Genomic DNA, 25189 nt, shown 5'->3' on the forward strand with positions numbered 1-25189 from the left:
TTCCTAGACTCACCTGCCTTGCCCGTGCGCTGGAGTATCCGATTTAGATGGATAAACAGAATTCTCACTTGCTGCTGCGCGTCACCACGCCGGACAAGCAAAGCCTGTCATTCTGCGAAGCCAGCCCTCGTGATCTAAAGAAATGGGTTGATGGCTTGCCCAAAGCCAATATTGGCGAAACCGCACGCCAGCTTTACCAAGCACTAGTCGAGCTCAATCAGCTGCTGACGCCCTCGGAAAATCGCCTGCAACTGCTGGAAATCCTTCGCCCGGAAATCTACTTCGTCTGCAAACAACTGGAAAAACACTTTCTTAACCAGGCCATCGTCCTCGATGAGCGCCCGCGCAAGGTTGCCAACCTCTGTCAGGCCCTGCAGAACCACCTCGCAGTGGGTTATAAACTGATCGTTTCGCGCCTGGCGGGACAACCTGGCCGCGAACGCCATCAACTGCTTGCCGTTGCTCTGCAGCGCGCCACCCACAGCCTGTGCGGCCCATTGATTCGCGCGAGCCAGCTGTACTGCCCGGTCCCTGAAGGACTCTGGCTTGAGCTGCATCAGCTCTATCAGATCGCCTTGGCGCGCGGCCTGCACAAGACCATGATTCGGGACAACCAGGCACTGCGCACACAAGGCCTGAGCACTGAACAAAGCTATTTGGTCGCCCTGCTGCTCGGTTGTGCACGCTGCAATCAAATGCGCCAAAGCGCTATCGCGCGCCTGGCCGAAGTACTCGAGCCCTGGAGCGCACTGGTCACCCTACAGCCCGGCAACGAGCCCACCAGCCTGTTCGCGGTTGCGCCGCAACTGGATGGTCCACCGCGCTATGTCTCGCTGTTCCAGCAAAACGAGTTGCACAAAGCGCTAGGGATCGACCCCAGCCAGCTCGTGGACGCCATCAAGGAGCACCTGCTGCTGCCGGCCGAGAGCATTGCTCAATCGCGCCTGACTGTGCCCGAGGGGTTCAGTCACGACATGCTGCAGCATCTGGCTGCTGCCTGGGGCGATATTGCCGAACGCACCTTCCAGCGCAGCCAAGGCCAAGGCGCCCTGACGCTATGCATTGGCATGAGCGCGCTGCATTTTTACCTGGCGGGCAAACGCCCATTCAACGAAGTGCTACAGCTACCGGTTACGACCAATGCGGCGGTATTCAAGGCTGACACCGGCGCGCCAGATGTCTGGTCAAATGCGTTCGATGCGCAAAAGAACAACCTGTGGGAAAACGGCCTGCCCTTCGAAGAAATCCAGTACAACCAACCGGAAAGTACGACTCAGAGCGCCGACAGCAACAGCGCGGATAGCTATCCAGTTTTTGAAGTAGCCATTGTCAACATCAGCCCTGGCGGCTATTGCCTGTCGTGGCCGAAGGATGTGCCCAGCCAGCTCCAGGCAGGCGAACTGCTCGGCGTACAAAGCCTGCCGCAACAAGGCTGGAGCATTGCCGTGGTGCGCTGGATTCGTCAGGTAAGGGGTGGCGGCACGCAGATGGGCATCGAGTTAATCGCCCCGCATGCCCAAGCCTGTGGCCTGCAGCTGGTGCGCAAGGCCGAACAGAATAGTCAGTATCTGCGCGCCCTGCTGCTGCCAGAAATCAGCGCCATTTCAAGGCCGGCCAGCCTGATTACCGCGCGCCTGCCGTTTCAAGAAGGCAACAAGGTCAGCATCAATCTGAACGGCAGCGAGCATCGAGCAGTGCTCAGCCGCCGACAAACCAGCACCGGTAGCTTCAACCAGTTCGAATACCGCGGCGTCGAGCAGATCAGCAGTGAGCACGGGAAGCCTGTCACAGCGCCGAAAGGCCGCACGCCAGGCGGGGAGGAAGACTTTGACTCCCTCTGGAAGTCGCTGTAGATTGCCGACGCACTCCCTTTTGTCGCCTTTTCGCGCCCGTTCGGCGCAGATTTGATACCACACCATGGCCATCGAAAAAAAAACCATTCGGCTACTGATACTTGAAGACTCGCAGAACGAGGCCGAGCGCCTGGTCAGCCTGTTCCGTAATGCCGGGCGGGCAACGCGCGTGCATCGCCTGAGTTCCAGCGAAGACCTCAACGAAGCCCTGCAGCAAAGCTGGGACTTGTTGATCTGCGCACCAAGCAGCGAACAGCTGGCACCGAGTGAAGCGATTGGCGCGATCCGTCGGCAGGCGAAGGATATTCCGGTTATCCAGTTGCTCGCTGACAATGACTCCGACAGCATCACCGAAGCCTTGATGCTCGGCGCCCAGGACGCATTGCCACAAGGTGAAGACGAGCGCCTGGTATTGGTCGCCAAGCGCGAGCTGGCCAATCTGGAAGAACGCCGCGCCCGGCGCGCCTCAGAAGTGGCGCTGCGCGAGACGGAAAAGCGCTGCCAGCTGCTGCTCGACAGCTCCGTCGATGCCATTACCTATGTGCATGACGGCATGCATATCTACGCCAACCGCGCCTACCTGGAGCTGTTCGCCTACGAAGATGCCGATGAACTGGAAGGCATGCCGATGATCGATCTGATCGCTGGCTGTGATCAGGTCAACTTTAAAGACTTCCTGAAAAACTACCAAAGCGCCGATGGCAGCGCCGAGCTCAGCTGCACCGGAATCAAGGCCAACGGCCAGAGTTTCCCTGCGCAGATGAGTTTCTCCCCGGCCACCTACGATGGCGAGCCCTGCATCCAGGTGGTAATTCGCGCCGAAACCAGCAATGCCGAGTTGGAAGAGAAACTGCGCGAAATCAGCAGCCAGGACCTGGTCACCGGCCTGTTCAATCGCATCCATTTCATCGAGTTGATGGATGGCGCGGCTGAGCGGGCGGTAAACGCCGGACAACCATCTACCCTGGCTTATATCCAAGTCGACAGCTATGCCAGCCTGCTTGCCGATATCGGCCTGGCAGGTATCGATATTCTGCTGACCGATCTGGCCAACCTGCTGCGCGCGCACTTTAGCCCTGACGCACAGCTGGCGCGTTTTGGCGATGACGTATTTGCGGTGTTGCAGCCTGGCGTCAGCCCAGAACGGACTCTAGAGAACCTGAACAGCCTGCTGAAAAAGGTCGAAAGCCATTTGTTCGACGTCAGCGGCCGCACCGTACAAAGCACCTTGTCGATTGGCGTGGCCGGGCTCAACGAGAGAACCGCCAAGGCCCAGGAAGTGGTCGATCGCGCTCACCGCTGCGCCGACGAGCTGAGCGATGGCAACGCCATCAAGGTGTTTAACCCGGCGGATGAGCTGGCCGCAGCGGCAAGTCGCGGCAACATCGTCGCGATGATTCAACAGGCGCTGGAGAAGAACAGCTTCCGCCTGCTGTTCCAGCCGATCATCAGCCTGCGCGGCGACAGCTTTGAGCACTATGAAGCGCTGCTGCGCCTGATCAACCCGCAGGGCGAGGAAATCCCGCCCGTGGAACTGTTCAATGCCGCCAAGGATGCTGGCCTGGCTGAGAAAATCGATCGATGGGTGATCCTCAACTCGATCAAGCTGCTCGCCGACCATCGCAGCAAGGGCCACAACACCCGCCTGTTCGTGCACTTGTCGAGCGCCAGCCTGCAGGACCAGACCCTGCTGCCGTGGCTTAGCGTAGCCCTGAAAGCCGCACGCCTGCCATCAGACTCGCTGGTGTTCCAGTTCAGCGAGCCGGATGCGATTGCCTACCTCAAACAGGCCAAGGCCATTACCCAAGGCCTCAACGAACTGCACTGCAAAACCGCACTGACCCAGTTCGGTTGTTCGCTGAATCCGTTCAACACGCTTAAGCACCTGCATATCGACTTCGTCAAAGTCGACAGTTCCTTCTCCCAGGACCTGAGCAATGTCGAAAGCCAGGAGGCACTGAAAACCCTGCTGGCCAGCCTGCACTCCCAGGCCAAGCTGACCATCGTGCCCTTTGTCGAGAGCGCCAGCGTGCTGGCCACTCTCTGGCAGGCCGGGGTCAACTATATCCAGGGGCATTACCTGCAGGGCCCGAGCCAGTCGATGGATTACGACTTCTCGGCCGGCGACGAGTAATTTACGCCGACAAATAAAGCCGCCCTCGGGCGGCTTTTTTATTGAGGGAACGCTTTACTCCAAGCCATCCCGGTCACGAAAACCGAGCAGGTAGAGGATGCCATCCAGACCAAGGGTAGAAATGGCCTGCTTGGCCGACTGTTTGACCAGCGGCTTGGCGCGAAACGCCACGCCCAGACCGGCAATCGCCAGCATCGGCAGGTCGTTGGCGCCATCGCCGACGGCGATGGTCTGTTCCAGACGCAGCCCTTCCTTGGCCGCCAGCTCGCGCAGCAAGTCAGCCTTGCGCTGAGCATCGACAATCGGCTCAACCGCCACCCCAGTGACCAGGCCATCGACGATCTGCAGTTCATTGGCAAACACATAATCGATGCCTAGCTTGGCCTGCAGCTGCTTGGCAAAGTAGGTAAAGCCGCCAGATAGGATCGCAGTCTTATAACCCAGACGGCGCAGTTCGCTAAACAGCGTCTCCGCGCCTTCGGTCAGGCGCAGCGAAGCGCCGATATCCGCCAACACGGTTTCCGGCAAGCCCTTCAGCAGCGCCAAGCGCTCGCGGAAGCTGGCGGCGAAATCCAGTTCGCCGCGCATTGCACGTTCGGTGATTTCCGAAACCTGCTCACCCACGCCTGCGGCCTTGGCCAGCTCGTCGATTACTTCAGCCTCAATTAGCGTCGAATCCATATCGAACACCGCCAGGCGGCGATTACGCCGGAACAGCGAATCACGCTGGAAGGCGATATCGACATTCAGCTCCTGCGCCACGCTAAGGAATTCGGCACGCAGGGCTGCCGGATCAGCCGGTTCGCCACGAACGGAAAACTCGATACAGCCTTTGCCTTGCTCAGCCGGCATATCCAGCGGCATACGCCCGGATAGACGGTCAATATGATCAATATTCAGGTCATAACGCGCGGTGATGGCACTGACGCGCTGCAACTGCTCAGCGGTGACCTTGCGCGTTAGCAGGGTAACGATATGCCGAGCCTTACCCTGACCACTCACCCACTGCTGGTAATCGGCCTCGGATACCGGGGTGAAGCGCACCTGCTGGTCCAGCTTGTAGGCAGTAAAGAGAATGTCCTTGAGCACCGACGAGGCGCGTTCGGTATCGGGGATTTCCACCAGAATGCCGAACGACAGGGTGTCATGGATCACCGCCTGGCCAATATCGAGGATATTCACCCCGCCCTGGGCCAGTACACCAGTGATGGCAGCAGTCAAACCGGGGCGATCTTCGCCGGTGATATTGATCAGGACGATTTCGCGCAAGGCTCGGTCTCCAGTACAGCGTCAGGGGCAACGGCTTGCTGAACGAGTCACAAGCCGTGGAAAAGGCGCACATTCTACCCATTTTCAGCGGTAAACAGCCACGCACGGCGCTTTGCCCGCTGCCGGGGCGCCGCTATACTGCGCGCCAACTACAGTCGACATGAGCCGAGCTCTGTGAACCGGCCCGCCCCCGTAAAACCCGATAATTTCTTTCTGCTGTTGTTCCAGGCCCTGCGCCAACGGCGCATCCCCCTGGCGCTGCGCATTGTCAGCCATAGCCTATTGCTGGTGGCCCTGGCCCTGGTGATCTATGGCTGGGTGATCGGCATGCAGTTCAAGCACGCCATGCAGCAGCAGGCCGAAGCCCTGGGCACCAGCCTGATCACCCAGACGGCCGCCTCGGCGACCGAGCTGCTGGTGTCCAACGACATCCTCAGTCTCAACGTACTGCTCAATAACCTGGTGAAAAACCCACTGGTAGCCCACGCCGCCATCTACAGCGTGGACAACCGCATTCTCGCCGAAGCCGGCTCGCGCCCGAGCCAGAGCATGCTCGGCGAAACCGAAGGGCTGTATTCGACGCCGATCACCTTCCAGGAGGTGATCGCCGGACAGCTGCGCATCAGCCTCGACATGCAGCAATTCCAGCAACCAATGACCATCAGTCTGCAGAGCATGGGCATTCTCAGCCTGATTTTGCTGGCCTTAACCCTGTCCTTGAGCATGCGCCTAGGGCGGCATATCTCCACCCCGCTGCTGCAGTTGCGGGTATGGCTTCGCGATCCGGATGATCCCGCGCCAGGCGCTGGCCGCCAGGACGAAATCGGTGATCTGGCGCGCCAGCTGCAAGCGCGCCTGGTGCCGGAAAAGCCAGCTGTATCAGAAGAAGAGGAAGAGCCGTTCTACGACGACGAGCCAGTCGCCCAGGACGATGACGACTATCTACCTGAATCGTTCGATGATGAGCCGGACTTCGCAGTGCGTGATCTGCACGATGATCGTTTCGATGATCAAGACGAGTTAATCGAGCCTCTCCATGACGATGACGCCCCATACGCCGACAGCGCAATGGACGATCCGTTTTCCGAGTTGCGCGATCAGCCCACGCAGGAACCCGCTCCAGCATCCGTGACTCAAGAACCGCTGCCTAGTGCCGTGCTGGCGATTCAGCTAGGCGCGCAGGAGCAGCTGCGCCGCCTGCCGCGCACGCGCCTGATGGAGTTGTTGCAACGCTACCGTGACTGTCTGGACCGGGCCGCCAACTTGTATCAGGGCGAGCTGCATACCCTCAGCGACGGCAGCAGCCTGATGCTGTTTCACCAGTTGGATATTGGTGAGGACTACCTGACCCACGCCATCTGTTGCGGCGAGCTGATGCGCGCGCTCGGTCATGCCCTGCAGATCGAAGTAGCCGACAGCGGCATCACCCTGCAACTGCAACTTGGTTTGACGCTGGGCGAAAACCTCAGCGACCTCAGCCAGGGCGACCTGCTGCTCAGCGAGACGGCGCAGAACGCCCTGGCGCTGTCACAGCACAGCCGCAACCTGCTGCTGGTCGAGCGCAGCATTGCCGACGATGCCCTGGTCAGCCAGCGTGCGCGCATTCGCGCCATCGCCAGCCCGCAAGGTGCTTGCTGTGTGGAACGTCTGCTGGAACCCTACCCATCGCTGCTGGAGCGCCAGCTGGCGCGTATGCACGAAAGCAACTAATCGCACGCCCCAGACAAGCGCTAGGAGCGCCTGCTAGAAGCGGAAGACCTCGCTTTCATCACGCATGGGCTCCACCACTGGAATCCGAGGGGGAGCCGGGGGCACAGGCTTTACCGGTGCCGGCTTACGCACCGGCGCGGGCGCAGCGATTGGTGGCACTGGCGTGCCATGGGTTTCGATGGCGATCGCCAGCTGCTCAACCAGTTGTTGCAGCAGCAGACTCTGCGCCCGCACTTGATCAACAATAGTGCCGCTATGGGCTTCCTCCAGACGCACCAGACGCCCATCGAGCAACTTGCCATCGCCACCCGCCAAGCGCCACTGGGCTTCCAGCACAGCAGGACGCTGCGGGCCGGAATCCAAACGGGTAATTGCCAACCCCAGGCGCACCTGCGGCACAAAGCCCGCGGTGGTAGGAGCCAGCACCAGGCGCTGGCTGTCTAATCGCGAAGCCAGCTGACGCAAGAGTTGCTGATCGATGTCAGCCGCTAGGCTGCCGGCCCAGCTGGCATCATCGGCGACGGTCAGGCTGCCGTCAGCTTGGCGCTGCAATAAGGCTTCGCGCTGCAGGTAATCGGCAACTGCGATCGGGCCGAGTAGCACCGCAATGCCCTGCTCGGTCGCAGGTACGTGAATATCGCCGCTATCGAGCTGATACAGCGGCGCTTGTTGAAAGTGCGTACAGCCAGCCAGACCAAGAACGCCAGCCAATAGCAGAGTTCCGGGGAAACGCAGTGGGATCATCTCACTCATCCAGCCGGCAAAGCTGCCAGCATGTATACCAAAAGAGGTGCAAGTGGACCTTTGGGTCAGCCCACCTTGCGGCCAGTATCATCCTTGAAAGCCGCCCGCTACTCCAGCGCAGCACTTGTTACGACTTATGCCCAGGGCTAGCCCTAGGCTTCAACCAATAGGCTATCGACGCGCTGGAAACCGCGGGGCAGCTTGTTGCCACGCCGCCCGCGCTCGCCTTTGTAGTGCTCCAGGTCATCAGCCTTGAGCGACAGGGTACGCTTACCGGCCTGCAACACCAGGGTCGCTCCGACGGGTAGCACGGCCAAATCGGTAAGGTACTCCTCGCGGCTGGCCACTCGCTCACCAGGGATGCCGATGATCTTGTTGCCCTTGCCCTTGCCCAGTTGCGGCAGATCACGCACCGGGAACAGCAGCAAACGGCCTTCGGTGGTCACCGCCGCCAGCCAGTCCTCTTCACGGTTAGCCAGCGGTTTCGGTGGCACCACTAGCGCGCCGGCTGGCAGGCTGAGCAAGGCCTTGCCGGCCTTGTTCTTGGCTTGCAGGTCTTCACCCTTGACCACAAAGCCGTAGCCGGCATCGGAGGCAATCACATACAACGCATTGTCATCGGGCAGCAACACGCACTCGAAGGTTGCCCCCGGCGGCGGTGTCAGGCGCCCGGTCAGCGGCTCGCCCTGACCACGGGCAGATGGCAGCGAATGCGCCGTCAGCGAGTAGCTGCGCCCGGTGGAGTCGATAAACACCGCGTACTGGTTCGAACGGCCCGGCGCGGCAGTCTTGAAGCCGTCACCGGCCTTGTACGACAGGCCGGTGGCGTCGATATCGTGCCCCTTGGCGCAACGCACCCAGCCTTTCTCCGAGATCACCACGGTGACCTGCTCGGTTGGCATCAGCTCGGTTTCGCTCAGCGCCTTGGCTTCGGCGCGGGCAACGATAGGTGAACGGCGATCGTCACCGTACTTCTCGGCGTCAGCGAGAATTTCCTGGCGTACCAGTTTCTTCAGCTTGGTTTCACTACCTAGCAGGGCCAGCAGCTTGTCGCGCTCCTTGGCCAGCTCGTCCTGCTCGCCACGTATCTGCATTTCCTCAAGCCGCGCGAGCTGACGCAGGCGGGTTTCAAGGATGTACTCGGCCTGGATCTCGGTAAGGCCGAAGCGCTCCATCAGCACCGGCTTGGGCGAATCCTCGGTGCGGATGATGCGGATCACTTCGTCGAGGTTGAGGAACGCAATCAAGCGGCCCTCCAACAGGTGCAGGCGATGCTCGACCTTATCCAGACGGAACTGCAGGCGACGGCGCACGGTGCCGACGCGGTACTGCAACCACTCGGTGAGCAGAGTGCGCAGGTCTTTTACCGACGGTTTGCCATCCAGGCCAATCACGTTGGTGTTGACCCGGTAGCTGGACTCCAGCTCGGTGGTGGCGAACAGGTGCTGCATCAGCTCGTCGGCATCCACCCGATTGGAGCGCGGGATGATGACGATGCGGCAAGGGTGTTCGTGGTCCGATTCATCGCGCAGGTCGGCGACCATCGGCAGCTTCTTCGCCTGCATCTGCGCGGCGATCTGCTCCAGCACCTTAGCCCCGGACACCTGATGCGGCAGCGACGTGACCACCACATCGCCATCCTCAACGCGGTACACGGCGCGCATACGCACCGAGCCCTTGCCGGTTTCGTAGATTTTCAGCAGGTCGCTGCGCGGGGTGATGATTTCCGCTTCGGTCGGGTAGTCCGGGCCGAGGATATGTTCACAGAGCTGCTCAACCGTGGCGTTCGGCTCGTCCAGCAGGCGAATGCACGCTGTCGCGACCTCGCGCAGGTTATGCGGCGGCACGTCGGTGGCCATGCCCACAGCGATACCGGTGGTGCCGTTAAGCAGGATATTCGGCAGGCGCGCCGGCAAGGTCGCCGGCTCATTCATGGTGCCGTCGAAGTTCGGCACCCAATCCACGGTGCCCTGGCCCAGCTCGGTGAGCAGCACTTCCGAGTAACGCGACAGGCGCGCCTCGGTATAACGCATGGCGGCGAAGGACTTCGGATCATCCGGCGCACCCCAGTTGCCCTGGCCGTCGACCAGGGTGTAGCGGTAGCTGAACGGCTGCGCCATCAGCACCATGGCTTCGTAGCAGGCGCTGTCGCCGTGTGGGTGGAACTTGCCGAGCACGTCACCGACAGTACGCGCCGATTTTTTGTGCTTGGAATCAGCGTCCAGGCCCAACTCGCTCATGGCGTAGACGATGCGCCGTTGCACCGGCTTCAAGCCGTCGCCGATATGCGGCAGCGCGCGGTCCATGATCACGTACATGGAGTAATTGAGGTAAGCCTGCTCGGTAAAATCGGCAAGGGAACGGCGTTCGACACCGTCCAGGCTCAAATCGAGGGATTCGCTCATGCGTGCCTCATTGCAAGGTTGATTTGCGCAGCATCAAGGTGCCACCGCGCTGGGTAAATTCGAGTTGTTTCAGGGCACTCATGCCCAGTAATACGTCATCGCCGCCCATACCGGGGGCAATCAAAGCTTCTACATCGGTCAGTACGATATCGCCCAGCTGCAAGCGCTGTAGACGCGTACGGTGCGCTGTGGCGCGGCCATTGGCGGTGCTGATGGTAATTGCCGCACCGGCCTGCAAACCCAGGCGCTGCGCCACTTCAGTCGGCACCGCGACCTGCGTCGCACCGGTATCAAGAAGAAAGGTCACCGCCTCGCCGTTGATCTTGCCGCCGGCCATATAGTGGCCCTGGCGACTGCTGGCCAAATGCACTTCGACATAACCACTGCCATGCAACGACTCAGGCGTCTGATTGGGGTTGCGCTGGGCGTCCTCCCAGTCGCCAAAGAACTTGGTCGCCAGCAGCAACGCAGCGCCCCAGGCCAGCACCAGCATCACGCGCCCGGCACGCTTGCCGGCAGGCTGCTCGCTCACGGCTTGCTGCCCCAACCGCCATTGGGCGCGGCAAAACGCCAGATAATCGGCCGCGATTCACCGTCGGCACGACTGAAGTGGCTGTTATCAACACCCACCCACGCGCCGGCCTGATCCACCCACAACGCCTCGGCCAGGCCATAGGACGGCGGATAAAGGCGCTCCGGGGTCAGCGCTTCAGCGGCAAACGACCAGCATTTCTCGACCTGGCCACTGCTCAGGCTGCGCCGACAGATACGGTGCGCCTGCCGCTCAAGGGTAAACAGCTTTTCGTTATGGAAGGCCAGACCGGAGAAATCCCGCGGTTGTTCTTTCGCGCCCAACTGCTCCGGTGCCGGCTCCGTGCCCGCCTCGCTAAACAGCACGCAGCCACCGGTGCAACGCCAAAGGGCATTTTGCTTGTGCGCCACCAGCAAGCCGCGACGCATGCGCTCGGCCGCTAGATACAGGCGCTCGCCTGCAGGGTCGATGGCAATACCTTCGAACAACGAGTTGTAGTGCAACAACATGCCGCTGGCGCGCGCCTGGCGAACCAGCCCGCGAGGCAGTTTCAGCCAGTTCGGCTCGCCAACCATGGGCAACTGCAGCACGGCCGCTTTTGCCTCACTGACTAGGTAACGGTTACCGAGAGCGTCACAACTGATGCCCTCGAAATCCAGCTCACCACCGCGTACCAGGCCGGCGGCCCAGCTGCGCATGCGCAAACCCCAGGGCAGCTGCATATCCGGCGCAGGCGGCGCGACTAAGGTCTCGGCCGTAGCCTGCCACTGCGACTCCTCGGACTCGAGGCGATACAGCTGCTGATCATCACGATCGGAAACCGCCCACAGCGCGCCATCGCACCAGGCCAACCCGGACAAGTTGCCACCACTGATGCCACTGACCGCCTGCTCGTTGAGCAGTTTCAGTTCTTCCAATGCGGACGCATTCGCCAGCCAGGGTGAGCAAAACAATAGGCAGACAGCCAAAAGCCGCTGCATCAGAGCAACACCTCGGCCAGGTTACCCTTGGACTCCAGCCAGGATTTCCGGTCGCCGGCGCGCTTCTTGGCCAGCAGCATGTCCATGATTTCCTGGGTACCTGGATAGTCTTCCAGGGTCAGCTGCACCAGACGCCGAGTGTTCGGGTCCATGGTGGTTTCGCGCAGCTGCGGCGGGTTCATCTCACCCAGGCCTTTAAAGCGAGTGACCTGCGGCTTGCCACGGCGCTTCTCGGCCACCAGACGGTCGAGGATGCCGTCACGCTCGGCTTCATCCAGGGCGTAAAAAATTTCTTTGCCCAGGTCGATGCGGTACAGCGGCGGCATGGCGACATAGACGTGGCCGGCATCCACCAGCGGGCGAAAATGCTGGACGAACAACGCGCAGAGCAAAGTCGCGATGTGCAGGCCATCGGAGTCGGCGTCGGCGAGGATGCAGATCTTGCCGTAGCGCAGCTGCGAGAGATCGCTGGAGCCCGGATCGAGGCCAACCGCCACGGCAATGTTGTGTACTTCCTGGCTGGCCAGCACTTCGCTGCCATCGACTTCCCAGGTATTCAGAATCTTCCCACGCAGTGGCAGGATCGCCTGAAACTCCTTGTCGCGCGCCTGTTTGGCCGAACCACCAGCGGAATCACCTTCCACCAGAAACAATTCGGAGCGCATCGGGTCCTGACCGGCGCAATCGGCCAGCTTGCCAGGCAGCGCCGGCCCCTGGGTGATGCGTTTGCGCTCAACCTTCTTGCCGGCCTTGAGGCGGCGGTTGGCGTTGCTGATGGCCAGTTCGGCAAGCTGCTGGCCCAGCTCCGGGTGGCCGTTAAGCCACAGGCTAAAGGCGTCCTTGACCACACCGGAAACAAAGGCTGCCGCCTCACGGGACGACAGACGCTCCTTGGTCTGCCCGGAGAACTGCGCGTCCTGCATCTTCATCGACAGAACGAAGGCAATGCGCTCCCAGATGTCTTCCGGAGCCAGCTTGACCCCGCGCGGCAGCAGGCTGCGGAACTCGCAGAACTCGCGCATGGCGTCCAGTAAGCCCTGGCGCAGGCCGTTGACGTGAGTGCCGCCCTGAGCGGTGGGGATCAGGTTGACGTAGCTTTCCTGCACCGCATCGCCGCCTTCCGGCAGCCACAGCAGCGCCCAATCTACCGCTTCCTTGTTACCCGCTAGGCTGCCGCAGAAGGGTTCATTAGGTAGCCGTTCAAATTCGCTGACCGCATCCACCAGGTAGGAGCGCAGGCCGTCTTCGTACATCCATTCGACTTTCTCGCCGCTGGCCTTGTCCTCAAAGCTGACGGACAGCCCCGGGCACAACACCGCCTTGGCTTTTAGTACGTGCTTGAGGCGGCTGACCGAGAACTTGAAGGAGTCAAAATATTTGGCATCCGGCCAGAAATGCACGCTGGTGCCGGTGTTGCGCTTACCCACAGTGCCGACCACGGCCAGGTCGCTGGCCTTGTAGCCATCGGCAAAACTCATCTGGTATTCGTTGCCGTCGCGCTTGACCGTAACGATCACGCTGGTCGACAGCGCGTTGACCACCGAGATACCCACGCCGTGCAAGCCGCCGGAGAACTGGTAGTTCTTGTTGCTGAACTTGCCGCCGGCGTGCAGCTTGGTGAGGATCAGTTCGACCCCTGGCACGCCCTCTTCCGGGTGAATGTCCACTGGCATGCCGCGACCGTCGTCGAGCACTTCCAGGGAGTTGTCCTCGTGCAGGATCACCTGAATCGATTTGGCATGCCCGGCCAGTGCTTCGTCGACGCTGTTGTCGATGACTTCCTGGGCCAGGTGATTGGGCCGGCTGGTGTCGGTGTACATGCCCGGGCGTTTGCGCACCGGGTCGAGGCCGGAAAGGACTTCGATGGCATCGGCGTTGTAAGAGCTAGAACCTTGCTGGGCCATGGGGTCTCTTGTTCGTCAATTGAGAGCGGAAAAGTCGATATCCTGCCACAGATGGCGAGGAATACCGGCGAAAGCGAAAAGCATCGGCAAACGCTCGGCAAAACCCTGAAAGCCGTGATCGCCACCAGCCTGGATACGCAGCGCGCAGGCGCGGTAATAGCTCTGGGCATCGCGGTAATCGAGGGTTTCGTCAGCGGTCTGCAACCACACCTGATAGCGCGCCGGATCTTGCAGCACTGTCACATTAAGCTCGGCCAAGGCCGTTACATGGTCGGCCGTCAGCTCCCAGGTCTCATCGCTGTAATAGTTCTTCTGCGGGCCCAGGTAGCCGTCGAAACGCAGGTGCGGGCGCACGGCGGGGTTGATCACCAGAGCCGGCAACCCATGGCGTTCGGCCAAGTGGGTCGCATAGTAGCCGCCCAGCGAGCTGCCAACCAGCACGGGCCGACCAAGCTCGGCTATAAGCGCTTCGAGCTGGGCAATTGCCTGACGTGGGTGGTGATGCAGCGCCGGCGCCCGCAGCTGCGCATCAAGGCCCAGCTGCGCCATGGCGCGCTGCAACTGGCTGGCTTTGAGCGATGCCGGCGAGCTGTTAAGCCCGTGAATATAGAGAATGGATGTGGTCATGGGGCGGGAGGCTAACCGGTTGCGGCGACCGGCTGCAACCGGTTAGCCAAGCGGCTCAATAGCCCTTGATGGTGTAATCGATTTCGAACTTGATACCAGTCACCCGCGACACCCCGGTTTCCAGGCGGCCATCGTCGAACAGACGCAGCCAGCGATAGCCTGGTGCGGTTTTATCGACCTGAAACTCCTCGCTGCCCGGGGCGAACTGCACGCAGGTCGAGGGCGACGCCAGCAGACGGATCGGGCCGCGCTGCTGATCAAGCTCCTGGTGGATATGCCCCCAGAGCACCGCACGCACCTGACTGAAACGCTCCAGCACGGCAAACAGGGCGTCCGGATTGCGCAGGCCGATGGGCTCCATCCATTTGCAACCGATGGACACCGGATGGTGGTGCAGGCAGATCAGGTGATGACGATCCGGCGCCTCACTTAGCGCACGCTCCAGCAAAGCCAGTTGCTGATCGCTGAGGTAACCGGGCACGGCACCAGGGATCGAAGAGTCGAGCAGAATTACGCGCCAGTTGCCGAGATCGATCACCGGCTCCAGCAGATCACTGCCAACGCAGACCGCCTGCATCGCCGGCACTTCATCATGGTTGCCGGGGAACCAGCGCGCGGGCGCGGGGATGCCGGCGGTCATCTCGCGGAAACGCTGGTAGGACTCAGCGCTGCCGTCCTGCGAGAGGTCGCCACTGGCCAGGATCAGGTCAATCTGCGGCTGCTCCTGCAACACGCGCTCAATCACCCGCTGCAAGCTGTCCTGGGTATCCATGCCCAATAGCTTGCCTGCTCCGTCGGCAAACAGGTGACTATCGGACAACTGCACCAGCAGTACCGAGCGATCAACAGCAGTGGTTTTAGTCGGCGCGCCCGGCAAGACCTTCTCCTTGAGCGGAATGCGTGAATTATGCTGGGTAGCCCTGTGGGCGGTAAACCCGCGAAAGGGGAATAGATCACAGAACGCCCGCTGTAAATCCAGCGCCCAACCTTAGGCTAGCGCGTATCGCAATAATGCGCCTGCGCCTGATTATCAGCAGAAAGAGAAAAAAGCCTAACGTACTGGAGCCAGTTCGTGACCGCAGGCCAGGCAATGGCTTAGCCACTCACCCAGAAACAGATTGAGCTGGGTCTTCTCATCCGGTTGGTGCATGGCGGCATTTGGATAGGGATAAATGCCGTGGAAGCGCCGCGCACTCTGCGTACCGACCACCTCGGCCATGCGCGCATCGTGATAGACCCGTACCTCCAGACGCGGCACCGGTAACCAGGACAGGCTGTGTTCCTGACGCACTTCGATGGTTGAGGTATACGGACAGGTCTCCAGCACCTCAAGGGCCAGCACACCGAGCAGATGCTCACCTTGACTGAGCGCCACGCGGCGAATCTGCTGACGCTCATCCGTATCCCCGCGCATGTTCGGCAGTAACTGCAGCAGGCGTACATAGTTGAGTTCGCAAGCAGTCTGCAGCTCGACCAGATCGACCCGATAACGCTCGCGCAGCAGGTTCACGACCACAGTCCCCGCACTTCGACGCGGTTCAGCGCCAACCACTGCAAAGCGATGATGCTGGCGGCATTGTCGATACGCCCGTCTTTGACCGCATCCAGGGCATCTTCCAGTGGCCAGACATGCACGCGAATGTCCTCGCCTTCTTCCGCCAGACCATACACACCGCCGGCACCTTCGCTGTCGCAGCGGCCAACAAACAAGTGCACTCGCTCATCCGAGCCGCCGGGGGATGGGTAGTATTGGGTAATTGGCCACAACGAGGTCAGCGGCAGATTCGCCTCCTCGATAGCTTCGCGGCGCGCGACTTCTTCGGGCTCTTCGTCCTTGTCGATCAAGCCAGCGACCAGCTCCAGCAGCCAGGGATTGGCACTTTTCTCCATCGCACCAACGCGGAACTGCTCGATCAATACCACGCAATCGCGCTGCGGGTCGTAGGGCAATACGCACACCGCATCAAAGCGCACAAACAGCTCGCGGCTAAGTTCCGGCCCCATGCCACCCGCAAACTGGCGATGGCGCAAACGCAGCCGATCGAGTTTGTAGAAACCGCTAAAGCAGCTCTCGCGCTCAATTATCTCAACATCATCTCGCTGCATATCCATCCCCTATTCAACAGGAACGGGCCCGAAGGCCCGTCCTGGTTACACCCTATGCTGCGCCGAAACATGGCGCAGCAAAAGCTCTATCAGACCTTGTGGTAGAGCTGCGCACCCTGCGCCTTAAACTCGGCTGCCTTGGCTTGCATGCCCGCCTCGGCATCCAGGTCGAGTGCGGCAATGCGTTGCTCTTCAGCATAGACGCGAACTTCCTGGGTGATCTTCATCGAGCAGAATTTCGGCCCGCACATGGAGCAGAAGTGTGCCACCTTGGCCGAGTCCTTGGGCAGCGTTTCGTCGTGATAGCTGCGGGCGGTGTCGGGGTCCAGGCCAAGGTTGAACTGATCTTCCCAGCGGAACTCGAAGCGCGCCTTGCTCAGTGCGTTGTCGCGAATCTGCGCGCCCGGATGGCCCTTGGCCAAGTCCGCAGCGTGCGCAGCGATCTTGTAGGTAATGATCCCGGTCTTCACGTCATCCTTGTTCGGCAGGCCCAGGTGCTCCTTGGGCGTAACGTAACAGAGCATGGCGCAACCGAACCAGCCGATCATCGCCGCACCGATGCCGCTGGTGATGTGATCGTAGCCCGGCGCGATGTCGGTAGTTAGCGGGCCGAGGGTGTAGAACGGCGCCTCGTCACAGCATTCGAGCTGCTTGTCCATGTTCTCCTTGATCAGCTGCATCGGCACGTGACCGGGGCCTTCGATCATGGTCTGCACGTCGTGCTTCCAGGCGATCTTGGTCAGCTCGCCGAGGGTTTCCAGCTCGCCGAACTGCGCCTCGTCGTTGGCGTCGGCAATCGAGCCCGGACGCAGGCCATCGCCCAGCGAGAAGCTGACGTCGTAGGCCTTCATGATTTCGCAGATGTCTTCGAAATGGGTGTAGAGGAAGTTCTCTTTATGGTGCGCCAGGCACCACTTGGCCATGATCGAACCGCCACGGGAAACGATGCCGGTGACTCGTTTGGCGGTCATCGGCACATAGCGCAGCAACACGCCGGCGTGAATGGTGAAGTAGTCCACGCCCTGCTCGGCTTGCTCGATCAGGGTGTCGCGGAACAACTCCCAGGTCAGTTCCTCGGCTGCGCCGCCGACTTTTTCCAAAGCCTGGTAGATCGGTACGGTACCGATCGGCACTGGTGAGTTGCGGATGATCCACTCGCGGGTTTCGTGAATGTGCTTGCCGGTGGACAGGTCCATGACCGTGTCCGAGCCCCAGCGAATACCCCAGGTGAGCTTGGCCACTTCTTCTTCAATCGAAGAACCCAGCGCCGAGTTGCCGATATTGCCGTTGATCTTCACCAGGAAGTTACGGCCGATGATCATCGGTTCCAGTTCGGTGTGGTTGATGTTGGCCGGGATGATTGCGCGGCCACGGGCGATCTCTTCACGAACAAATTCGGGAGTGATGATTTTCGGCACGCTGGCGCCGAAGCTGTGGCCGGCGTGCTGCTGATCGAGCAGGCCGGCGGAACGCGCCACTTCCAGCTTCATGTTCTCGCGGATGGCAACGTATTCCATCTCGGCGGTGATGATGCCTTTGCGCGCGTAGTGCATCTGGCTCACGTTAGCCCCGGCCTTGGCGCGGCGCGGGTTGTTGACGTGGGCAAAACGCAGCTTGGTCAGCTCGGCATCGGCGAGGCGCTGCTGGCCGAAATTGGAGCTCAGGCCAGGCAGGCGCTCGGTGTCACCACGCGCTTCGATCCATGACGAGCGCACATCGGCCAGGCCCTTGCGCACGTCGATGATCACATTCGGGTCGGTGTACGGGCCGGAGGTGTCGTAGACCACCACGGGCGCGTTGATCTCGCCGCCGAAGTCGGTAGGGGTGACGTCCAGGCTGATCTCGCGCATCGGCACCAAGATGTCCGGGCGCGAGCCCTGCACATAGACTTTCTGCGAACGCGGGAAGGGTTGGATCGACTGTTGGTCGACCTGGGCTGACTCACTCAGGATCGGATTGAGGTTTTTTTCTTGTGTGCTCATCGGCGGCTCTCCAGGGCTATATGTCGGAGCGAACCTGGAGATAAATGAGCGGCGAAAGGCGCACCAGGGGCGGTGCCAGAGGCTCGCCAGGGGAAAGGCGAGCACATCTTGTTCCCTACGCAGGCCTTAACCTGATCAGGTTCAACGGGATCCGGCAGCTGCCAATCTCAGCCCCGCAATTGGGGCACCCCGACAAGAACGCGGCCAGTCTAATCAACCCCAGCCAATAAAACCAACTCGGGAGTCAATTTCTTATGACCCACGCGTCGGAAAGTGACGCTGGCAACCACTACAAATATCCGGCACACAGAACACGCCATGGCTTGTTGCAATCTACACTCACTCAGCCCCAGACAAATCTTGACCCTCTAGGCAGCGCCCCTATAGCCTTGTCGATTACCGCCAAAATCAGGATCACCTCCATGTTGCGCAGACTCTCTCTGGCTCTCGCTGTGGCCGCCGCGTCCAACGGAATGGCCTGGGCTGCTGAACAAGCCCCGCTGTCCACCAAAACTGACCTGGTCACGGTTTACCAGGAAGCCGCCGCCAACAATGCCGACCTGGCCGCCGCCCGTGCGGATTATGAAGCGCGCAGCGAAGTGGTCCCCCAGGCCCGCGCCGGCCTGCTGCCTAACCTGTCTGCCGGCGCCAATTTGAGCGACACCCGCACCAAGGTCGACTCACCGGCCATTACCAGCTCGCGCAGCGGCACGGTGTACCAGGCGAACCTCAGCCAGCCGCTGTTCCGCGCCGACCGCTGGTTCCAGTTGCAGGCCGCCGAGGCGACAAATGAGCAGGCTGCGCTGGAGCTGTCCGCCACCGAACAGAACCTGATTTTACAAAGCGCCGAGACCTACTTCGCGGTGCTGCGCGCCCAAGACAACTTGGCCTCGACCAAGGCGGAAGAAGCGGCGTTCAAACGTCAGCTTGATCAAGCCAACGAGCGCTTCGATGTTGGTCTTTCGGACAAGACCGACGTACTGGAAGCCCAGGCCGGCTTCGACACCGCCCGCGCCAACCGCATCATCGCCCAGCAACAGGTTGAAGATGCCTTCGAGGCGCTGATCACCCTGACCAATCGTGACTTTGTCTCCCTTGAAGGCATTGAGCACAGCCTGCCAATCCTCGCGCCGACGCCGAATGACGCCAAGGCCTGGGTCGACACCGCTGCCGCGCAGAACCTCAACCTGCAAGCCAGCAACTACGCCGTTGAAGCCGCCGAAGAAACCCTGCGCCAGCGCAAATCCGGCCATGCGCCGACCCTGGATGCGGTGGCCAGCTACCAGAAAGGTGACAACGACAGCCTCGGTTTCAGCAACAACGCCGCCAGCGTCAGTCGCTTCAGCGGTGATGTCGAACAACGCTCGATTGGTCTGCAACTGAATATTCCGCTGTACAGCGGTGGCCTGACCAGCTCCCAGGTGCGCGAGTCCTACCAGCGCCTTAACCAGACCGAGCAGCTGCGTGAAAGCCTGCGTCGCCAGGTGGTGCAGAACACCCGCAACCTGCACCGCGCGGTGAATACCGACGTGGAAACCGTGCAAGCGCGCAAGCAGTCGATCATTTCCAACCAGAGCGCCCTGGAAGCCACCGAGATCGGCTATCAAGTCGGCACGCGTAACATCGTTGACGTACTCGACGCCCAGCGCCAGCTGTACAGCTCGGTGCGCAACTACAACAACGCGCGTTACGACTACATCCTCAACAACCTGCGCTTGAAGCAGGCCGCCGGCACCCTCAGCCCGGACGACCTGGCCGCCCTGGAGCAATACCTGAAATCCGACTACAACCCGGACGAAGACTTCCTCCCGCCGGACCTGGCCAAAGCCGCCGAAGCCCAGCTGCGTGGCAACCCGCAGTACTGAGTTAGTATCCAACAAAAAAGCCCGCTGAATTCAGCGGGCTTTTTTATGACCGATACCCATGTAGGAGCGGGCCATGCCCGCGATTGCAATTTCGCGGGCATGGGTTAGGCACCCCCGCCGCTCCTACATAGCCTATTGCGACTTACCCTCAAGCAACCGCCCCAGACCTGCCAACAAACGCGCCAGTGCGCCTTGATTGGCCTGCATCACGGCCAACCCAGCATCACGCATGGCCTGCGCCGCTTCAGGCTCACGCCATAGTTGCGCGACTCGCTGCGCCAGACCCTCGGCATCAGCAACCTCACTCAGCGCCCCAGCAGCACGCAACTGCGCAGCAATTTCTAGGAAGTTGAACAGGTGCGGCCCGCTCAGCACTGGCTTGCCCAGCGCCGCAGGCTCCAGCAGGTTATGCCCGCCATTGGCCACCAGGCTGCCGCCAACAAAGGCGATATCAGCCAGGGCATAGAGAAACAGCAGCTCGCCCATGGTGTCACCGAGCAGCACTTGATCAACTGCCTGTACGTCCTCGCCCGTGGAGCGTCTCCGCGAGCGGAACCCCTGCCGTTGGCACAGCTCGAACACGGCATTGAAGCGCTCGGGATGGCGCGGCACCAGAATCAAAAGCGCATTAGGCTTCTGCTTGAGCAGCTCACGGTGGGCGGCGAGCACGATCTCGTCTTCACCGGCATGGGTGCTCGCGGCGATCCATACGGGGCGCTGCGTGGCCTGCCATTGCTCACGCAAGGCAGCGGCACGGTTCAGCAGCGCCGGATCAATGGTCAGATCAAACTTGATCGAGCCGGTGACTTCAACGTACTCAGGCCGCGCACCCAGGCTGCTAAAGCGTTCGGCTTCCAGCGCTGTCTGCACCGCCAGCAAATCCAGCTCGGCGAGCATCGGCGCAGTGAGGTTGGCAAAACGCGCATAACCACGGGCCGAGCGCTCGGACAGCCGACCATTGGCCAGCGCCACCGGAATGCCGCGCTTGGCGCACTGGTGGATATGGTTGGGCCATAGCTCAGTTTCCATAATCACGGCCAGCTTGGGTTGCACGCGACCGAGAAAACGCGCCGCCGCCCAGGGCAAGTCATACGGCAGGTAGCAATGCTGCACCTGCCCGGCGTACTCGCTGCCACCGAACATGGCCTGAATGCGCTCTGAGCCGGTCGGCGTCATGCAAGTAATGGTGATCGGCAACTGCGGGTAACGCGCCAGCAGCTCACGCACCAGCGGCGCGGCGGCGATGCTCTCGCCCACTGACACCGCATGCAGCCAGATGCCGCCAGGTTTGAGCGCCGGCAAGCCAATGGCAAAGCGCTCGCCGATACGTTTAACATAGGCCGGCGCTTGCCAGGCACGCCAGGCCAGACGCCCGGCCACCAGCGGCAGGCCGAGATGAAACAACAGGGTGTAGAGGCTTCTATTCATGGCGCGCAGCTTATGCACTTTGGCCAATACCGTCGAGTCAGGCGCAGGCCCGCATCAGCAGGCCGTTGAAAAATGTAGGCGAGGCAGGCAAGACAAGGCGCTACGTTAGTAACAGCCTCCGGCTGGTCAAAGCGGCGAGGAAGCGGACTGGGCTCGCACGCGAGTTTACGTGCTGTAAATGAGCATTCCGAGACGCCGCGTACCGGCCTGTTTTTAACGCAGTATTGCCAAGCAGGTAGTTTTTCAGCGGCCTGCTAGCCAATCGCCTGCAGATGCTGGGCGAAACACTCGGCCAGCCACAGCGCCGCAGGCCCCAGCGCCTCATCACGCCGGCAAACCAGCTCCACCACCAATGGCGGCGGCGTCCAGTCGCTGCTCAGCTCAACCAGCTGGCTCTGGTAGGTTGGGTACTGCACTACATGGCGCGGCAGCCAGGCCCAGCCGAGGTTGCGCATCAGCAGTTCGGCCATGGCGTAGAAGCTGTCGGTGCGCCAGACCGACGGGCTGATTTGCTCGCCGCCGGGGTAATGGCTGTCCTGTGGTGCCATCAGTAGTTGCCGATGCCGCGCCAGCTCACGCCGGTCGACATGCCCGGCCCGCGCCAAGGCGTGCCCTGCCCCGCACACGGTGACCATCTCGATAGTGCCCAAGCGCTGGCGCTCCAGCGCATCGGGCATCTGCTCATGATGGAACAGCAAGCCGAGGTCCGCGCGGTGTTCGAGCAGCTTGCGCGCCACATCGCCCTGAGCGCCGCTGGCCAGTTGCACCTCCAGCAGCGGGAATTGTTGAGCCAGCGCCTCAAGGCTGTCGAGTACCGGCTGATAGGGCATGGCCTCATCCTGCGCCAGGCGCAGGCACACCTCTTCACCGCGTACCAGGCCCAGCGCACGGCCTTCCAGACGCTGACACTGGCGCAGCACCTCGCGCGCCTCTTCCAGCAGAGCCGCGCCGGCCTCGGTCAGGCGTGGCTGACGGCCGCTACTGCGCTCGAACAGGCGCACGCCCAAGTCGGCCTCCAGCAGAGCAATCGCATTGCTCACCGCCGATTGCGCACGTTGTAGCTGCCGGCCCACGGCGGAGAACGATTGACCATCGGCGACACTGACAAACAGGCGAATCTGCTCCAGGCTCCACTGCATAACCCATCTCCAATTCAGATAGGTAATCACTTTATCCCATCGGCCAGATCACTAGAATGGCCGCCAGACCACCAAGGAGGCCACATCATGGGCGGCTATCTCTACCTCGCAATTGCCATCACTGCCGAAGTCATCGCCACCACCTCGATGAAGGCCCTGGATGGTTTCAACAAACCTCTGCCCCTGCTCTTGGTTGTGGTCGGCTACGCCATCTCATTCTGGATGCTCAGCCTGGTGGTGAAAACCATTCCAGTCGGAGTCGCTTATGCGGTGTGGGCAGGCCTGGGCATTGTCCTGGTGAGCATCGCTGCGGTGTTTCTCTACCAGCAGCGCCTGGACCTGCCGGCCATGCTCGGCATGGGTTTGATCGTTGCCGGCGTCGTAGTTATTCAGTTGTTCTCGCAAAGCGTCGGGCATTAAGCCGGTTCTGGGCCACGCAGGCGTGACAGCGCGAGCGGGTTATACTGCGCGCCTGTTTTCCCGGTGAGACACATGCATGTCCCAGGCGTTAAGCACTGATGTATTGATCGTGGGCGGCGGTATCGCCGGCCTCTGGCTGAATGCGCGCCTGCGCCGCCAAGGTTTCGCCACCGTGCTGGTGGAAAACGCCCAGCTCGGCGGCGGGCAGAGTGTGAAATCCCAGGGCATCATTCACGGCGGCGCCAAATACGCGCTGCATGGCGCGCTGACTGGCGCCTCCGAAGCCATTGCCGATATGCCACGGCGCTGGCGTGAAGCCCTGGCCGGTAGCGGTGAACTGGACCTCACAGGCGTACGCCTTCTCTCAGATGCCCACTACCTATGGTCGCCCGGCAGCCTGGCCGGCAATATCACCAGCTTTTTTGCCAGCAAGGCGGTGCGCGGGCGGGTCGATCAGGTCAAGGGCGAACAACTGCCGCCCGCGCTGCAACACCCGAAATTCAAGGGCAAGGTCTACCGCCTGGCCGAACTGGTGCTGGACGTGCCGAGCCTGATCAGCCGCCTCAGCGAACTGGCCGGCGATGGCCTGCTGGCTGCCGAGCACATCGAACCGCTGCGGGAAAATGGCGAACTGGCCGGACTAATTGTGGATGGCCGGGAGATCCGCGCACAGCGCGTCATCCTGAGCGCCGGCCGTGGCAATGCCGAGCTGCTCAGTAGCCTCGGCCTGAGCCAGCCAGCGCAGCAACTGCGGCCGCTGCATATGGCCTTGGTCAAAGGCCCGACGCTAAAACCACTGTATGCCCACTGCTTGGGCGGCGGGCCAAAGCCGCGCGTCACCATCACTACCCACCCGGCGGCCGATGGCCAATGGGTCTGGTATCTGGGGGGCGATCTGGCCGAAGCCGATGGCGTGGCCCGTGATGAAGCGGCGCAGATCCAGGCGGCGCAGAAAGAAATAAGCGAGCTGCTGCCCTGGGTCGACTTGTCCGCCGCGCAATGGGCCACGCTGCGGGTGGAGCGCGCCGAGCCGGCGCAATCCGGCCTGGTGCGCCCGGACAATGCCTTTTTGCATGAGCAGGACAAACTGCTGGTCGGCTGGCCGACTAAGCTGGCTTTAGCCCCGGACTTTGCCGACCGCGTGCTGGCGGCGCTGGCCCGCGACGGCATTCAGCCGGCGCAGCACGCACCACTGCCTGCGCTGCCGCGCCCGACCGTCGCCCCACCCGCCTGGGAGGAACTGTTCTGATGCATCCACTGCACAGCCTGCACAACCTGCATCGCCCACTGGGCGCCACCGAGCTGCTGGTTTCACCGCTGGGCCTGGGCACGGTCAAACTGGGCCGTGATCAGGGGGTGAAATACCCCAACGGTTTCACAATCCCCGATGACGCCGCCGCCTGCGAACTGCTGGCCCAAGCCCATGATCTGGGCATCAACCTGATCGACACCGCACCCGCCTACGGCACCAGCGAAACCCGCCTCGGCCCGTTGTTGCGCGGCCAGCGCCAGCAGTGGGTGATTGTCAGCAAGGTCGGCGAAGAGTTCGATAACGGCCAGTCGCACTTCGACTTCACCCCGGCGCACACCCGTTTCTCGGTGGAGCGCAGCCTCAAACGTCTGGAAACCGATTTTATCGACCTGGTGCTGGTGCACTCAGACGGCAACGATGTGGCAATTCTGCGTGACAGCGGTGTGTACGAGACGCTGGCCGAGCTTAAGCGCGAGGGCAAGATTCGTGGCTTCGGCCTCTCCGGCAAAACCGTTGACGGCGGCCTGTTGGCACTTGAGCACGGTGACTGCGCAATGGTCACCTTCAACCTCAATGAGCAGGCCGAACAGGCCGTGCTCGACTATGCCGAACTGCACGGCAAAGGCATCCTGATCAAGAAGGCCCTGGCAAGCGGCCACGCCTGCCTGAGTCCCGGTATCGACCCGGTACGCGCGAGTTTCGAGCTGATCTTCGGCCACCCGGCAGCCACCAGCGCAATCATCGGCACCATCAACCCGCACCACTTGGCGCAGAACGTCGCCACCGCCGCCGCTGTAATACAGGATATTGCCTAAGCGTTCACGCCCGCCCATCTGTGC

The 25189-nt window shown here is 61.5% G+C and carries 20 protein-coding genes and 1 riboswitch; of the genes, 7 read left to right on the plus strand and 13 right to left on the minus strand.

The window, feature by feature from the left end:
• The first annotated feature begins 47 nt into the window (after window positions 1-47).
• Window positions 48-1853, plus strand: a complete 1806-nt coding sequence (locus tag AACY25_RS06550; RefSeq protein WP_339523241.1) for a molecular chaperone — start codon at window positions 48-50, stop codon at window positions 1851-1853.
• 64 nt (window positions 1854-1917) lie between these two features.
• Window positions 1918-3987 (plus strand): EAL domain-containing response regulator, encoded by a 2070-nt coding sequence (locus AACY25_RS06555; RefSeq protein ID WP_339523242.1) that lies wholly within the window; start codon window positions 1918-1920, stop codon window positions 3985-3987.
• Window positions 3988-4041: 54 nt separating this feature from the next.
• On the opposite strand, the gene serB is transcribed toward AACY25_RS06555, so the two are convergent.
• Window positions 4042-5256, minus strand: a complete 1215-nt coding sequence (gene serB, locus AACY25_RS06560; RefSeq protein WP_090249722.1) for a phosphoserine phosphatase SerB — start codon at window positions 5254-5256, stop codon at window positions 4042-4044.
• A 174-nt stretch (window positions 5257-5430) separates the two neighbouring features.
• On the opposite strand from serB, the gene AACY25_RS06565 reads away from it, so the two are divergent.
• On the plus strand, window positions 5431-6966 hold the full coding sequence (locus AACY25_RS06565) for an AhpA/YtjB family protein (protein WP_339523243.1): 1536 nt from the start codon (window positions 5431-5433) through the stop codon (window positions 6964-6966).
• 33 nt (window positions 6967-6999) lie between these two features.
• Here AACY25_RS06565 and AACY25_RS06570 read toward each other — a convergent pair whose 3' ends face one another.
• The 10 genes from AACY25_RS06570 to thiC form a co-directional block, all read right to left on the minus strand.
• Window positions 7000-7710 (minus strand): PqiC family protein, encoded by a 711-nt coding sequence (locus tag AACY25_RS06570; protein WP_339523244.1) that lies wholly within the window; start codon window positions 7708-7710, stop codon window positions 7000-7002.
• Window positions 7711-7862: 152 nt separating this feature from the next.
• On the minus strand, window positions 7863-10115 hold the full coding sequence (parC, locus tag AACY25_RS06575; protein WP_339523246.1) for a DNA topoisomerase IV subunit A: 2253 nt from the start codon (window positions 10113-10115) through the stop codon (window positions 7863-7865).
• A 7-nt stretch (window positions 10116-10122) separates the two neighbouring features.
• Window positions 10123-10647 (minus strand): retropepsin-like aspartic protease family protein, encoded by a 525-nt coding sequence (locus AACY25_RS06580; RefSeq protein WP_339523247.1) that lies wholly within the window; start codon window positions 10645-10647, stop codon window positions 10123-10125.
• A complete protein-coding gene (locus AACY25_RS06585; RefSeq protein ID WP_445262129.1) occupies window positions 10644-11630 on the minus strand; it encodes an esterase-like activity of phytase family protein in 987 nt (328 codons plus the stop codon). The genes AACY25_RS06580 and AACY25_RS06585 overlap by 4 nt, the downstream gene beginning before the upstream one ends.
• Window positions 11627-13531, minus strand: a complete 1905-nt coding sequence (gene parE / locus AACY25_RS06590; RefSeq protein WP_339523250.1) for a DNA topoisomerase IV subunit B — start codon at window positions 13529-13531, stop codon at window positions 11627-11629. The genes AACY25_RS06585 and parE overlap by 4 nt, the downstream gene beginning before the upstream one ends.
• A gap of 15 nt (window positions 13532-13546) precedes the next feature.
• Complete coding sequence (locus AACY25_RS06595) at window positions 13547-14158, minus strand: YqiA/YcfP family alpha/beta fold hydrolase (protein ID WP_339523251.1); 612 nt, start codon at window positions 14156-14158, stop codon at window positions 13547-13549.
• Window positions 14159-14213: 55 nt separating this feature from the next.
• Window positions 14214-15035, minus strand: coding sequence for a 3',5'-cyclic-AMP phosphodiesterase (gene cpdA, locus AACY25_RS06600; protein WP_339523253.1), 822 nt, complete (start codon window positions 15033-15035; stop codon window positions 14214-14216).
• A 174-nt stretch (window positions 15036-15209) separates the two neighbouring features.
• Window positions 15210-15674, minus strand: a complete 465-nt coding sequence (locus AACY25_RS06605) for a DUF1249 domain-containing protein (protein WP_339523255.1) — start codon at window positions 15672-15674, stop codon at window positions 15210-15212.
• Window positions 15665-16264: an NUDIX domain-containing protein gene (locus tag AACY25_RS06610; protein ID WP_339523256.1), complete on the minus strand. Its 600-nt coding sequence runs from the start codon at window positions 16262-16264 to the stop codon at window positions 15665-15667. Before AACY25_RS06610 ends, AACY25_RS06605 begins: the two co-directional genes overlap by 10 nt.
• A gap of 89 nt (window positions 16265-16353) precedes the next feature.
• Window positions 16354-18246, minus strand: coding sequence for a phosphomethylpyrimidine synthase ThiC (gene thiC, locus AACY25_RS06615; RefSeq protein WP_339523258.1), 1893 nt, complete (start codon window positions 18244-18246; stop codon window positions 16354-16356).
• Between the two features lie 95 nt (window positions 18247-18341).
• A riboswitch (TPP riboswitch) is annotated at window positions 18342-18448 on the minus strand.
• 220 nt (window positions 18449-18668) lie between these two features.
• On the opposite strand from thiC, the gene AACY25_RS06620 reads away from it, so the two are divergent.
• Window positions 18669-20111, plus strand: a complete 1443-nt coding sequence (locus AACY25_RS06620; RefSeq protein ID WP_339523260.1) for a TolC family outer membrane protein — start codon at window positions 18669-18671, stop codon at window positions 20109-20111.
• Between the two features lie 132 nt (window positions 20112-20243).
• On the opposite strand, the gene waaA is transcribed toward AACY25_RS06620, so the two are convergent.
• Both waaA and AACY25_RS06630 read right to left on the minus strand, forming a co-directional pair.
• A complete protein-coding gene (gene waaA, locus AACY25_RS06625; protein WP_339523262.1) occupies window positions 20244-21539 on the minus strand; it encodes a lipid IV(A) 3-deoxy-D-manno-octulosonic acid transferase in 1296 nt (431 codons plus the stop codon).
• A 254-nt stretch (window positions 21540-21793) separates the two neighbouring features.
• The gene (locus AACY25_RS06630; RefSeq protein WP_339523264.1) at window positions 21794-22678 is read right to left on the minus strand and encodes a LysR family transcriptional regulator; all 885 of its coding nucleotides are present in this window, start codon (window positions 22676-22678) and stop codon (window positions 21794-21796) included.
• Window positions 22679-22765: 87 nt separating this feature from the next.
• Here AACY25_RS06630 and AACY25_RS06635 point away from each other — a divergent pair, with 87 nt between their 5' ends.
• From AACY25_RS06635 to AACY25_RS06645, 3 genes are all read left to right on the plus strand, one after another.
• Window positions 22766-23098, plus strand: coding sequence for a DMT family transporter (locus tag AACY25_RS06635; RefSeq protein ID WP_090249763.1), 333 nt, complete (start codon window positions 22766-22768; stop codon window positions 23096-23098).
• 76 nt (window positions 23099-23174) lie between these two features.
• The gene (locus AACY25_RS06640; protein ID WP_339523266.1) at window positions 23175-24347 is read left to right on the plus strand and encodes an NAD(P)/FAD-dependent oxidoreductase; all 1173 of its coding nucleotides are present in this window, start codon (window positions 23175-23177) and stop codon (window positions 24345-24347) included.
• Window positions 24347-25165, plus strand: a complete 819-nt coding sequence (locus AACY25_RS06645; RefSeq protein WP_339523268.1) for an aldo/keto reductase — start codon at window positions 24347-24349, stop codon at window positions 25163-25165. The genes AACY25_RS06640 and AACY25_RS06645 overlap by 1 nt, the downstream gene beginning before the upstream one ends.
• Window positions 25166-25189 lie beyond the last annotated feature (24 nt).

The sequence above is a fragment of the Pseudomonas sp. EA_35y_Pfl2_R111 genome (genome assembly GCF_963970955.1).
Lineage (GTDB): Bacteria > Pseudomonadota > Gammaproteobacteria > Pseudomonadales > Pseudomonadaceae > Aquipseudomonas.